The organism is Paenibacillus anseongensis (assembly GCF_009757995.1).
Taxonomy (GTDB): domain Bacteria; phylum Bacillota; class Bacilli; order Paenibacillales; family NBRC-103111; genus Paenibacillus_E; species Paenibacillus_E chondroitinus.
Genome location: NZ_WSEM01000016.1, coordinates 692,254 through 705,714, shown reverse-complemented (window position 1 = coordinate 705,714; position 13,461 = coordinate 692,254). Strand labels below are relative to the sequence as shown.

The 13,461-nt window shown below is 44.8% G+C and carries 15 protein-coding genes; 12 read left to right on the top strand and 3 right to left on the bottom strand.

Annotated features, from left to right (window positions below):
• Positions 1-8 precede the first annotated feature (8 nt).
• From GON05_RS19470 to GON05_RS19445, 6 genes are all read left to right on the top strand, one after another.
• A complete protein-coding gene (locus tag GON05_RS19470; RefSeq protein ID WP_157321097.1) occupies positions 9-266 on the top strand; it encodes a hypothetical protein in 258 nt (85 codons plus the stop codon).
• 88 nt (positions 267-354) lie between these two features.
• A complete protein-coding gene (locus tag GON05_RS19465; protein ID WP_246239258.1) occupies positions 355-1,515 on the top strand; it encodes an ABC transporter ATP-binding protein in 1,161 nt (386 codons plus the stop codon).
• Complete coding sequence (locus GON05_RS19460) at positions 1,490-2,293, top strand: ABC transporter permease (protein WP_157321095.1); 804 nt, start codon at positions 1,490-1,492, stop codon at positions 2,291-2,293. Before GON05_RS19465 ends, GON05_RS19460 begins: the two co-directional genes overlap by 26 nt.
• Entirely contained in the window at positions 2,277-3,122 is an 846-nt protein-coding gene (locus GON05_RS19455; protein ID WP_157321092.1) for an ABC transporter permease, read from the top strand. The genes GON05_RS19460 and GON05_RS19455 overlap by 17 nt, the downstream gene beginning before the upstream one ends.
• A gap of 77 nt (positions 3,123-3,199) precedes the next feature.
• Entirely contained in the window at positions 3,200-3,790 is a 591-nt protein-coding gene (locus GON05_RS39380; protein WP_246239257.1) for a DUF3892 domain-containing protein, read from the top strand.
• A gap of 233 nt (positions 3,791-4,023) precedes the next feature.
• A complete protein-coding gene (locus GON05_RS19445; RefSeq protein ID WP_157321090.1) occupies positions 4,024-4,920 on the top strand; it encodes an RNA polymerase sigma-70 factor in 897 nt (298 codons plus the stop codon).
• 43 nt (positions 4,921-4,963) lie between these two features.
• Here the strand turns inward: GON05_RS19445 and GON05_RS19440 are convergent, their stop codons facing one another.
• The 3 genes from GON05_RS19440 to GON05_RS19430 are packed head-to-tail and all read right to left on the bottom strand — an operon-like array spanning position 4,964 to position 8,695.
• Positions 4,964-6,061, bottom strand: a complete 1,098-nt coding sequence (locus GON05_RS19440; protein WP_157321088.1) for a GerAB/ArcD/ProY family transporter — start codon at positions 6,059-6,061, stop codon at positions 4,964-4,966.
• A gap of 16 nt (positions 6,062-6,077) precedes the next feature.
• Complete coding sequence (locus GON05_RS19435) at positions 6,078-7,250, bottom strand: Ger(x)C family spore germination protein (RefSeq protein ID WP_157321086.1); 1,173 nt, start codon at positions 7,248-7,250, stop codon at positions 6,078-6,080.
• On the bottom strand, positions 7,247-8,695 hold the full coding sequence (locus GON05_RS19430) for a spore germination protein (RefSeq protein ID WP_157321084.1): 1,449 nt from the start codon (positions 8,693-8,695) through the stop codon (positions 7,247-7,249). The genes GON05_RS19435 and GON05_RS19430 overlap by 4 nt, the downstream gene beginning before the upstream one ends.
• 145 nt (positions 8,696-8,840) lie before the next feature.
• Between GON05_RS19430 and GON05_RS19425 the strand changes: the two genes are divergently transcribed.
• The 6 genes from GON05_RS19425 (at position 8,841) to GON05_RS19400 (ending at position 13,408) form a co-directional block, all read left to right on the top strand.
• Positions 8,841-9,320 (top strand): carboxymuconolactone decarboxylase family protein, encoded by a 480-nt coding sequence (locus GON05_RS19425; RefSeq protein ID WP_157321082.1) that lies wholly within the window; start codon positions 8,841-8,843, stop codon positions 9,318-9,320.
• Between the two features lie 72 nt (positions 9,321-9,392).
• Positions 9,393-10,142, top strand: a complete 750-nt coding sequence (locus GON05_RS19420; protein ID WP_157321080.1) for an SDR family oxidoreductase — start codon at positions 9,393-9,395, stop codon at positions 10,140-10,142.
• Positions 10,143-10,304: 162 nt separating this feature from the next.
• Positions 10,305-10,448: a hypothetical protein gene (locus GON05_RS19415; protein ID WP_157321078.1), complete on the top strand. Its 144-nt coding sequence runs from the start codon at positions 10,305-10,307 to the stop codon at positions 10,446-10,448.
• Positions 10,449-10,637: 189 nt separating this feature from the next.
• A complete protein-coding gene (locus GON05_RS19410; protein ID WP_157321076.1) occupies positions 10,638-11,387 on the top strand; it encodes an SDR family oxidoreductase in 750 nt (249 codons plus the stop codon).
• Positions 11,388-11,577: 190 nt separating this feature from the next.
• A complete protein-coding gene (locus tag GON05_RS19405; protein ID WP_157321073.1) occupies positions 11,578-12,573 on the top strand; it encodes an oxidoreductase in 996 nt (331 codons plus the stop codon).
• Positions 12,574-12,736: 163 nt separating this feature from the next.
• Positions 12,737-13,408, top strand: coding sequence for a succinate dehydrogenase cytochrome b558 subunit (locus GON05_RS19400; protein ID WP_157321070.1), 672 nt, complete (start codon positions 12,737-12,739; stop codon positions 13,406-13,408).
• Positions 13,409-13,461 lie beyond the last annotated feature (53 nt).

Here is a 13,461-nt window from a genome sequence, read left to right as displayed (position 1 = left end):
GTTCTTTTATGCCACAACAAAACCAACAAGATCAGGATGACAATAAGCAAAACATTGAACAAATTAAACAGTTTGCCCAGAAAGCGGAGCAAGCTGCTGAACAAACCCTGCAGGTAGCTCAGGAGCTTCACTCCCAGGCTACCGCGGCTGCGCTCTCGGAGGCGGAGCAGGAGATTCAGCAGCTGCAGTCTCAAATCAAGGATGCGCAGCAGAAATCGGCTACCCTCAAACAGGAGCTTGATTCCCTTGAACAATCTGGAAATTAATTGAAAAAGGGTATTGTCTGTACATGACATGATGTGTTAAGATGTGGAAAATAAACGGAAGGGCTTCTAGGGATCCGAATCCACGCGGATGGCGAACCAAGCGAAGCCGACACGGATGAAGACGTGTTACACCGTAAGGGATAAAAGACCTTCGGAAAGTTCCGCCTGCATAGGCGAAACGGACCGAGAGGTCTTTTTTGCTTTAGCGAATGAAAGGACGGTGGACTTGATGGAGTCGATTCGTGTTCAGCAGTTAGGGAAGTCATTTCAAATGAAGAAGAAAGAGGAAGGATTCATCGGCAGTGTTAAGGCGCTCATTAGGCCGCAATACACCGAGAAAGTAGCTGTTGAAGGCATTACGTTCTCTGCGGCTGGAGGAGAAACGCTAGCCTTCCTCGGCCCGAACGGAGCGGGGAAGTCAACGACGATCAAGATGCTGACCGGGATCCTGCATCCCTCCACAGGTGAGGCGGAAGTACTGGGCTGTTGTCCTTGGAAGGAGCGAAACAAGCTTAGTTATCAGATCGGCTCTGTGTTCGGCCAAAAATCGCAGCTCTGGTACCATCTGCCGCCGATCGATACCTTTGAGCTGATGAGCCGTATTTATGAGCTGCGGCGAAGTGATTATATCAAACGGCGTGACGATCTCATCGAGCGGTTCGAGCTTGGTCCCTACTTGCAGACCACCGTTCGAAAGCTGTCACTAGGCGAGAGGATGCGTTGTGAAATCGCAGCTTCCTTGCTGCATCGTCCCCAAGTTCTCTTCCTGGATGAACCGACTATCGGATTAGACGTGGTTGTAAAGCAGCGCATCCGAGAGCTTATTCTGGAGTTGAAGCGGGAAGAGGGGACAACGATTTTTCTAACCTCTCACGATGCCGGCGACATTGAACGGCTATGCGATAGAGCCATTGTGATCAATCATGGGCGAATTGTGTTCGATGATCGCGTTCAAGTGATGAAGCAGCGCTTCATGACTCACAAGACAGTACGCCTTGTGCTGGAGGACGAACCAGGCGAGATGGAACTCGAAGGCGTGACGTTGTTGGAAAAAAACGGCGTAGGACTTTCCCTCTCGGTGGATATGGGGCTAACAACGATTGAAACAGCCTTGTCTCAGATCATGGCGGCTCATAGAATTGTTGACGTCACGGTAGAAGATCCGCCTATGGAGGATATCATCACTCGCATGTACGGGGACTATGGCAAGGGAGGGACGGAAGATGAACTCCTGGAGCAAATCGGTTAAGTATGTTTTTATCGGCAAAATCACACTGCGTAATCAATTTGCTTATATGATTGATTTTCTCATTCGATCGATCTTCTTGCTTTTGATCTTATATATTTTCCTTCAGTTGTGGCAGACGACATTCCATGGAGAAGGCACAGATACCATTGCCGGCTATAGTTTCAAACAGATTATGTGGTATCTGGTCATTACGGAATCGATGATTTTGGCTAGCCCCAGCTTGTGCACGCGTGTTGAAGAAGAAGTGAAAAGCGGCGATATTGTGTTTAAATTCGTTCGTCCGGTCAATTTTGTCGTGTTCCACTTTGTCGAATACATGAGCGAAGCCGCCATTCGTTTTATCGTAAACGCTATTCTTGGCACCATTTTGGGGCTATTAATCATTGGACCGCCGCATTTCGGGTATGGGTTGTTATGGCTTCCGCTTATTGCGCTTTGCGGTTTCACGGTCAATTTTTTACTGAATATGGTATTAGCCCTTTGCGCTTTCTGGGTGGAAGAGACTCGGGGCTTGGAATTTGTGTACAATAAATTTCTATTTACCATCGGCGGCATGCTGATGCCTCTTGAATTATTTCCTGATGCGCTGCAGCAGGTAGGCCGCTGGCTCCCCTTTCAAACGATTGTGTATCTACCCGCTAAAACAACGGTGGCTTTCGATGCCTCCAATCTAGCCGGAACGATTTGCACACAGCTAATTTGGATGCTGGTGATTGGTTTTATCGTCTTCCTCGTGTATCGGAAAGGAGTGACAAAACTCAATGTTAACGGTGGATAGCAAGCGTTTGCCAACAATCAGCGAATACCGGCAGCCCGGGAAATTCAAGCGATTACTTCGATTTGTTTGGGCATGCTGGAAGCTTAATCTGGCGGGAGCCATGGAATTTCGTTTGAGTTTTCTGCTTACCGCCGGCATGATGATTATCAATAATGTGGTTTGGATCGTATTCTGGGGGATTTATTTTGGCCGATTCCATGTGTTGAATGGATGGGAGATGCAGGATGTGATGATGCTGTGGGCCGTTGCAGCCGGAGGTTTTGGGGTAATGGCCACATTCTTTGGCAATGCGACCCGGATATCGAATCTGATTGCAACCGGACAGCTTGATATTTATTTAACACAGCCAAAGCCCGTACTGCTGCATGTTCTCATTAGCCGGATGTCGGTTAGCGCCATTGGTGACGTCTTATTTGCCCTTTTGATTTACGCCGCTTATGGAGATAAGTCAGGGCTTGGTTTACTTAAATTTACACTGGCGATGGTATTGTCGACGCTGATTTTTATATTTTTCACGGTCATTGTAAATTGTCTCGCTTTCTGGTTGGGCAGCACGGAGGGACTTAGTTTGCAGTTGTATAATGCACTTTTAACTTTTACAACTTATCCGACCAGCATTTTTAAAGGTCTAGGTAAAATCGTTTTATTCACCGTACTGCCAGCGGGATTTATTAGTTACTTGCCGATTGGATTGTTACGCGAAATTGATTTGCCGTTTATTTTAGCAGCCATTGGTATTACTCTATTCCTTTGCGTTGTCGCCATAAGCCTATTTTATGGAGGGTTAAAAAGGTATTCATCCGGCAACATGATGGGGCTGAGACGTTAATAGGCATAGCATCCTTATGAGCTGCGCATACTACTCAGGTGGCAGACATATTACGTAAAACAAAGGAGTCGATAGGAATGTCAAGACGCCGGCGCGGTCCAGTACCGAATCCGAATATGCAAAGCCAGCCTAACGGTATGATGCAGCCAACGTTTCAAGCAACTTCATCGTATCAACCAAGCATGCAGCAAAATTTTATGCCGCAAGCCCGTAATGATCAATATCAGTACCAGACCTATCAGGGCGGAATGCCCGTTCCGGGATCTTCCGGCGACATGAGCGCCCCATACGGTCAACGAAATACTGGTATTAATCACGCGGACGCGCGCAATGTGGGGTTCCAAGGCGGATATACAGGGTATGGAGCGAATGGTCAACCTACACAATACGGTACGTTTATGAGAGATGGAACGCAGTACGGGGCAGGACCTCATACGATCGATCCGAATAAAGCGATTATTCAAGCCGTTCATTATGGAGACGGCGGCATTAGCAGCGTGCAATTTCAAGATGGCCGAATTGTGGATATTGCCGATGCAATAGCGATGACGGAAGCTGGATTAATTGAAGATGTGAATACGGGGCGAAATCGTGAAGGGGAAAAGACACTAAGGTCGTACCCGGATGGAGATCCAAGCAACAACTTATCGAATTTACCCCGGTTTTAAAAAGGGATGACATCAAGCAGTTTGCTGCCAAGCAAGCTGCTTTTTACTTTTTTGAGATTTTTCTAGAAAAATATCATTTCTGATGTCACACAATCTCAATGCCAGTTGTCTTATTAATGGATGGTTCTCGGCAGTTTTTTCATAGAGAATGGTTTATTTGGATTTGTTTCATAATACTTAGAACAGATTGAATTTTAAATCAAAGAGAAGAGGCTATTATGCAAAGTTATACCATGGAACCACAACTTCATAACATCGAAGATTTGTATAAAACCTATAAGTCTCATTTGTTTGCAATAGCTTACCGTATGCTTGGTTCTAGTTCCGATGCTGAGGATATGGTGCAAGATTTGTTCATCGGCATGCACGGTTATCTAAATGATAATATTAACAATATGAAATCATATTTAAGCAAAATGATGATCAATCGGTGTTTGAATGAATTGAAATCGGCGCGAAAAAAACGCATAAGTTACGTAGGCAATTGGCTTCCGGAACCATTGGTCCAATTGAGTGAGGATAATCCGCTCGATAGCATTGAGCGTCATGACACGATTTCCTATGCCTTTCTTGTACTGATGGAGAAACTAACCCCACTAGAGCGAGCTGTATTTATTTTAAGAGAAGTTTTTGCTTATGAGCATAGTGAAATTGCCGAAATGTTTAATAAAACCGAAGTGAATTGCCGTAAAATTTATAGCCGGGTCAAGAAAAAAGTTGATTTATCTACAGAAAAAAATGACTATTTAATGATGCATCCCGTCGAGGAAAAGGAACTGGTGACGCGATTTATCTCTGCGCTTTCGAACGGCAACGTGCAATCCCTCGTGGACTTATTGACCGAGGATGTCATCTTGGTTGCGGATGGTGGCGGGAAAGTGTCGGCTGCAGCTGTGCCTGTTTACATGAAAGAACGTGTGCTTAAAATATTGCAGGCTCTTTCGTCAAAATTTCCGGAAACGGACGCTCATCTCGTCGAGGTTAATGATCAGCAAGGAATTTTGTTAACAAAAGATGGCGTGCCATCTGGCGTCATTTCTTTTGAATGGGATGCCTATAAGCTGGCTGTGCAGCGAATTTTCATTATTCTGAATCCAGATAAGTTAAAACATTTATCCAGTTCCATGTAAAAAAACTCCGGTCCCTGCCTTGAAGCGGGGGTCGGAGTTTTGTCTATGGCACGGACACCTTGCGCCGATTTTTTATACTGCCAATCATCCACAAAAGCAAAGGAATGGCAATATAGGCGAGAGGATAAAAGACACTAATAAGAAACTTATTTTTCAGCGTATAAGAAATTCGAATATTGTAAGAGCTATAGACGACAAATGCGAGTAAAATAAGCGCAATGCTGCATGCAATGTATTTCCAATTCTTGATGCCTGTCCACTCGGACAACCCGTAACTCATAATAAATAAGCAGATCGATAACTTAATAAAAGCCCCGAATAACCATAGCGGAATGTAGAAAGCATCGATATTCTGAACGAAATTGAGAATGGATACAAGTTTTGTTAGTGAATAGACAGGAACTAATAATTGGGAGGCTATGTCGGGACCGGCGACGAATAAAAGAACCAGAGCGGCTAAAACACCCCATATCATCGAGATACCTGTTCCCCATAGGATTGCTCGCCCAGCCGTTTGTTTGTTTTCTGCGAAAAAGAATAACATCAATATGATTGAAGGATCAACCATATAGGAATATGAGTAGAATGTACCTTTTAGAATACGCAACCAACCTGAATCCACGTAGGCTGGAAATATTCTTGTTGGATCCAGATCTTGCGGATTGAGAAACAACTGCAAAAAAAGCATGAAGACGAAGATGGGACCAATGACCTCTGCGCATCGACTGATCGTCGTTATCCCTCCTTTATACACGGCATACGAAATCAGAAATAACATAAAAAGTAAGATAATGATCGTCGGTGTATTATGCAGCAAAACTAAGTTTACAAATTCCGCATTCCCTTTGGCAATCGTGGACATTTGCAAAAACCAAAGCAAAAAATACACGATGACAATTATTTTGCCAAGAAAAGTGCCCAATAGGTCTTTTATAAAGGTCACTAATGTTTTTTCTTTGTTTTGCATACAAACACGGAGCATGACCCACGTTATTCCCATCATTAGCAAACCTCCAAGCAGAATAGAAATCCAACAGTCCTGGCGAGCTTGCTCCGCGGCCAAATGGAGAGGAAGGTAGGAAAGAACGATGATCGAAGAGATACTTACCATCCAAAACATTTGATAACTACTTACTTTCATATCGCGTTCTCCCTTTCTACTTTCTTCGTTTTATTTGCCCCCCGGTTGCTCCGACGGAACGCAGCCCGACGTTGGCTTGAATCGTCACATTAATTTGCTTAAAGTTTGCATCCCAATCCTCTTTATGCGTTCTCCACCAGGATGGATAATGACGGTGCAGGTAAGCACCGATTCCGAAAACGTCAGGACCCCAATTTTGAACTTTTTTCAATGTTGGCTGTAACTCTTCTCTTAGCTGATCATTCAAATGTTTCTGTACTTCAAGCAGGTTGCTTACTTCGGACATGTCCAGTTGAGTGGTGTTTTCAAGTAAGTAGGCTTGCGCTTTTACTGTTATAACAATTTGCCCGGGATCCTTGCTGCTGACAGAAGAAATTTCACGTTTTAGATGGGTTAATCGGAAGGACAAGTTCCCCTTGCCGTCCTTCCACGGAATGGTTAGAACTCGGATACCATCTTTCCCTGACATCCAGGCTGTTTGGCTGCCCTCGATATCGTCCAGTATTCCACCTATTTTAAGCTTGTTGTTTAGAACAGCATATCCGGATAGTACAGCCATGGGATCCTTTTTATTTCTACTTACTTGTGTATTCTGAATTTGCAGGACTGGAACGAATGCTCTGTGTTCTTCCGCGATACTGTCGATAATGAATTGCCTTGTCGAGTAACTCTTCATCCCATTAATATGCAGTTCTTTTCCAGCAGCAATGCTAGAGAGATGTTCCAAAGGATGTTTGGTCATTAGAAAATCTTTCGCGCTTTTTCCTTTAATCATAACGGTAATATCTCTTTGATTATTTGCTGGATCTCTTCCGAGTTCGTCAAATAGTTTGTCCACTTCGTTCTTGCTGAAAAATTCTTCACTAATCGCGATAATGATACGATGATTTGTCAGTAGTCTCCGCGACAACTTTTTTTGTATTTTTTGACTGGCTTCAAGAACATCCCTGCCTTTGGCGGACATGACAATATAGCCGTCTGATTCTCCGGATCCACTTCCTTTAGATGAACTATTGATCTGGGAAGGGATACTAATCTGATGGCTGATTTCAATTTGCCCGTCCTCGTCATGATCAAATGCAGTACCCAGCACGAATGCCAATTGATTGGGTTCTACAAAATCGGTGCAGCCTGAGGCGAAAAAAATAAGGAGGAGGGATGCGCTTATGGCGATAACGGAACGGATCATGTTTGGCGCCCCTTCTTATTCTGGATATTCTTGAATCTAAAAGGGAAGCGCATAATCACATCTTTAAACCTTTTGGCATCAAACGGCGCGAGCGGGCTCAAGAAAGGCGTTCCAAAGGATTCAAGTGATACCAGATGAATCAGCAGAAAGATAACGCCAAAGGCGAAGCCGACGAAACCAAGCCACCCGGATATAAAGAGTAAGAGGTATCTAATGAAACGGAAGGGTAACGTGGCGCTGTACCTCGGTATGGTGTATGCCGCGACACCGGTCAATGAAATCACGATGATAATCGGGGTTGAAATAATTCCGGCTTCTACCGCCGCTTGTCCGATGACCAACGCACCAATAATGCTGACAACGGGCCCGAGTTGATTGGGCAGATGTACACCTGCTTCTTGCAAGCCGTCAAATATAAACATCATCAGGAATATTTCGATGACGGTAGGAAAAGGGCTGTTCTCCCTTGCCGTTGCAATACCGATCATAAGCGAGCTTGGGATCATTTCGGGGTGAAATGTTGACAAGGCGACGTATATCGCGGGCAAAGCAAAGGAGGTGAAGGTCAATATATATCGGATCATACGTGTCAGTAAAACAAAGATGAACCTCTCGAAATAGTCATCAGCCGATTGAAGACCTGACCATAGTGTAATAGGAAGGATTAGGACAAAAGGAGTTCCATTCGTTATAATCGCGACTTTTCCTTCCAGAAGACTGGCCGCCACAATATCAGGTCGTTCCGTATTCTGAATCTGTGAGAAGATAGAGAAAGAGTTATGCTCAAGACACTCCTCGAGATAAGCGGAATCGAGAACACCTTCAAGCTGTATGGCATTCAACTTATCTCGCAGCTCGGTTAGTACCTTCTCATCTGCTAATCCCTTCAAATAGGTTAGGACAACTTCAGTCTGCGTATAAGTCCCAACTGTAAAAGATTCCATTTTCAAATGAGAGTGAACAATTCTTCTCCGAATCAACGTTGTATTCGTGCGAATATTTTCGACGAAGCCCTCTTTTGATCCTCGTAATGTTGCTTCTTTCCTTGGCTCTTGGATACTTCTTGTCTCAAATCCTTGCACCTGTGCAATTAGCGCGGTTGCCGCATCATCTGCTAATATTCCTAAGCTGCCTTGCAGGATGTGCTGGACAAGATCTTCGAGCGTACAATCCGTCTTGACGTCCGTTAAAGGAATCCATTCCTGGCTAAGCATGTCGGCGAGAGATTGAATCCGATCCATGCCTTGGGGAAGACCGTTGAAAATCAGCGGTTTGAGTACGTTATCTTCGACACTTTGCATACGAGTCATCCCATCTAAATAGACGAAGATGAGTTTGGTTTCATCTTTTAACATAAAAGATCGTATAACGATATCTGAGCAATCACGGAACTGATCTCTAAGAAAGGCTTCGTTCACTTCGATTGACCTGCTTATTTCGCTCATCGAGGATCACCTCTCCATGCATCATAGATGATGGATATTATTAACAAAGTGTTATTTCGTTATGCAGGGTGTATAGGATGTCACACTTTGAAGACGCCAATTGTCTTAATAGTGTTATGAAATCAAAACAGTGGAGGTAACAAAAATGACACAACGTATAAATTACATGCAGCAATCACCGGAATTCACCAAAAAAATGATGGACTTCAGCAACGCTGAGAAGGATAGCTCAATAGAGGAAACAATCCTGCATCTGGTTCACATCAGAGCTTCACAAATGAATGGCTGTGGATTCTGCGTGGATATGCACGTCAAACAAGCCAAAATTCATGGTGAGAGCGAGCTTCGTCTCTATCACCTTCCAATTTGGCGAGAATCCACATTGTTCTCACCGCGCGAACGCGCTGCACTAGCATGGACTGAAATCCTGACCAAGCTTCCTGAGCATGGTGTACCTGATGAAGTGTATGACCGAGTTCGCGGCCAGTTGTCGGAGAAAGAATTGTCAGATTTGAGCTTCTCTATCATGGCGATCAATGCTTGGAACCGAATCAACGTCGGGTTCAAAACCGTTCCAGGTTCGGCTGACGCTGCATTTGGTTTATCGAAAGCTGGACTGAAGTAATTCGTTCATACTTTCATTTATTTGGAGCATACAGATTAGATCATTTCAATCAAAATACTAGGAGGAATTCATATGAAAATCGTTGTTATTGGTGGTAGCGGACTTATCGGAAAAAAACTTGTAAATAACCTGCGTGAACTTGGCCATGAAGTTGTGGCGGCATCACCTTCCTTAGGCATCAACTCCGTTACGGGTGAGGGACTTGCTGCAGCAATCAGCGGTGCACAAGTTGTCGTTGACGTTACGAACGCTCCTTCATGGGAAGATCAAGCTGTATTAGACTTCTTTAAAACGTCAACACGAAATCTTCTTGATGCAGAAGCTGCTGCAGGCGTGCAACATCACGTTGCTTTGTCGGTCGTTGGTACGGATGGCTTGCTTGAGAGTGGATATTTCCGTGCGAAAATGGCGCAAGAAGAGATGATTAAAGATTCTAAAGTGCCATATACAATTGTTCGCGCGACGCAGTTCTTCGAGTTCGTTGAAAGTATTGCTCAATTCTCGACGGAAGGGGAAACCGTTCGGATGCCGTCTGCCTTTATTCAACCGATTGTTTCCGACGATGTGGCTGCCGCGCTTGTGGACTATGCACTCGAGGCTCCAGTGAATGGCACTGTTGATCTGGCTGGTCCAGAGCGCATGGGTCTTAATGAACTTGTGCGTCGTTTCCTGGAAGCCAAAAAGGACGCAAGACAGCTTATCACAGACGAAAATTCACGCTACTATGGCGTGTTGTTGAAGCAGCATTCCCTCGTTCCACTAGGAGAAGCGCGTATTGCTCCAACACATTTTGAAGAGTGGTTAAATCGCTCTACGAATTAAGAAGAATAGACTGCAATGCCGAAAAGGGGATCTGCTTGAGTGCAGGTCTCCTTTTTTTTCATCCAATAAATAGCTCCTCGGAAGATGTCACGTATTGTTGCCGCCAGTTGCCTTATTAGTGTCGATCCGAATAGCTCATACCATACCCCAGGAGGAATCATAATGTCGATCATGTTCCGTTCTATTTTTGTGGAGACGGCTGTGAGGGGAAGGGAGAGCTTGCAGAAAGAGCTTTCTCCAGCGCTCGAAGTGTGGCTTTGTCCATTGTTAATGAAGTTCATGAAGCTTTACAAACGGTTTGAATAATTTGGTACTCGAACGCTGCAAAATGTATGTCACACTTCAAAGCAGCCAATTGTCTTAATTGTGTAAAGAAAAACAATCAAAGAGCAGCACAATTGAGGTATATAAAAATGGCACAACGTGTAAATTATATGCAGCAATCACCGGATCTTTTTAATAACATTACAGACATAAAACCAGGAGGAATACATCATGAAAATCGTCGTTATTGGTGGTAGTGGACTTATTGGGAAAAAACTCGTAAACAACCTGCGTGAGCTTGGTCATGACGTAGTGGCTGCATCACCTTCCTTAGGTATCAACTCCGTTACAGGTGAAGGACTAGGTGAAGCCATTAGCGGTGCGGAAGTTGTCGTCGATGTTTCGAACGCTCCTTCATGGGAAGACCAAGCCGTATTAGAGTTCTTTGAAACATCAACTCGTAATCTTCTTGCAGCTGAAGCTGCTGCCGGCGTGAAACATCACGTTGCTCTATCCGTCGTTGGTACGGACGGCCTTCTGGAAAGTGGCTATTTCCGGGCAAAAATGGCGCAAGAAGAAATGATTAAAGCATCCAAAGTTCCTTACACAATCGTTCGCGCGACACAGTTCTTCGAGTTCGTTGAAAGCATTGCTCAATTCTCTACGGAAGGGCAAACCGTCCGGATGCCGTCCGCCTATATTCAACCGATTGTATCCGACGATGTCGCTGCCGCGGTTGCGGACTATGCGCTTGCGGCGCCGGTGAATGGTATTGTGGACCTGGCTGGTCCAGAACGTATGGGTCTTGACGAACTCGTTCGTCGCTTCATGACCGCTAGAAAGGACACTCGGCAGGTAGTGACAGACGAAAACTCACGTTACTACGGCGTGCTATTGAACCAACATTCCCTTGTTCCATTAGGGGAAGCACGTATCGCAACGACGCGTTTTGAGGATTGGTTAAAGCGCACTTCAAATTAAAAGGCTGCGAACTGTTTTAGTAGGAGGAGACCCGTATTCAGAGGGTCTTCTTTTTGTATAAAAATCGGAGCTAATATTTGTATGAAATTTTAAAATTGACATCGAGTATACTCCAGGTACTATTCTTGGAACTAGGCGGAGTGACATCAGCCTATGCCCAAAAATTCAATGACTATGGAGGAATATTCAGATGCAAAAAAATAGTAACGAATTAACGATACAAGCTCCGATTCAATCCGGATTTGGTCCAAGAACGACGGCGCAGGAAGCACTTGGGGGAGAAGATTTGAGCGGTAAAGTCGCGATTGTAACAGGTGGCTACTCAGGTCTAGGTCTCGAAACCGCACGTGTGCTTGCGAATGCCGGCGCGACGGTTATTGTACCCGCGCGTACGCCGGGGAAAGCTGAAGCATCCGTATCCCATATCCCTGGGGTTGAACTGGAATCTTTGGATCTTCTAGATCCTGATTCCATTGATGCATTCGCCGAACGCTTCCTCGCTTCGAATCGTCCGTTGCATATCCTAGTTGATAGCGCCGGGATCATGGCATCGCCACTGACGCGTGATCACCGCAGGTATGAAGCTCAGTTTGCAACAAACCACTTGGGGCATTTTCAACTTGCAGCAAGACTGTGGCCAGCTTTAGTGAAGGCTGGGGGAGCTAGAGTTGTATCGGTTTCATCACGTGGTCATGCAATTAGCGGGATGGACTTCAACGATCCGCATTTTGAAACTCGCCCATATGAGAAATGGACAGCTTATGGACAATCCAAAACTGCAAATGCCTTATTTGCCGTCGAGTTGGATAAGCGAGGTAAATCCTACGGTGTTCGTGCTTTTTCCGTTCATCCAGGTTCGATTGTGACCGATTTGTCACGTAATCTGTCAGATGATGAAATGCATGCGATGGGAGCTTTGGACGAACAAGGGCAGCGGGTTTTCACTGAGTATAACGATGAGTTTAAAACAATTTCAGAAGGTGCGGCTACGATTGTCTGGTGTGCTGTGAATAAACAATTGGATGGCAAGGGAGGCGTCTATTGTGAAAATGTAGATATTTCACAGGCCGTTCCAGCCGATAACCCTCGCGGACCAGGCGTCAAACCATGGGCGACGAATCCGGAATTCGCAGAGCAACTCTGGCACCTTAGTGAAGATCTGACCGGTATCAAGTTTCCAGTATAAGTAAGAATTAGCTATCAACCGTCCTCAGGTTTTCGAACCGTGTGGACGGTTTTTTGTCACACTTTGACACTCTCAGTTGTCTTATTAATATCAAGATAACGTATTATTGCCCGATCGAAACAAAGAGACGGATCGGGAAAAAATCATCTTAGAGAGGTGTCACATGAAAGGAAATTCCTATTACTGGCGCAAACTGCATTCGCTACTTGGAGTCATTCCACTCGGAGGCTTTATTCTAGTCCATCTATTGATTAACTTTCAATCGTTTGAGCGCGGACCAGAGGGGTTCAGCAGTGGTGTGCATTTGGTCAACAGCCTGCCGCTTAAACCTTTACTCGAAATCTTTGGAATCTATATTCCGATCCTGTTCCATGGCGTATATGGACTTTATATGGCTTATCAATCCAATTTGAACTCAGGACAATATGCGTACGGTCGCAATTGGGCGTTTACCTTACAACGTATAACGGGGGTAATTACGTTTATTTTCGTTTTCTGGCATTTTTTTAATACGCGCCTTCAAGTCTACCTTGGGACTATCACCCATGATGATCTTGGTTCTACGATGCATCAAATTGCTACGAATCCAACTTACTTCGTCCTCTATGTGATCGGGGTATTGTCAGCGGTATTCCATTTCAGCAATGGGTTATGGGCTTTTATGATTAGTTGGGGGATTACGATCTCACCGCGTGCACAAAAAGTTTCTTCTAAAATTTGTATGGGAGTATTTGTTCTTGTTTCACTGCTGTTCCTTCTTTCGCTCATTGCGTTCACTGGCGAGGAATTTAAAGGAGCGGCGATCGGCATAGATTTGGCGGTTGGCACCATCTGACGGTCGAATAACCTCATAACGGGATAAAGTTGTTGTCGCGGCTTTTGACAGCA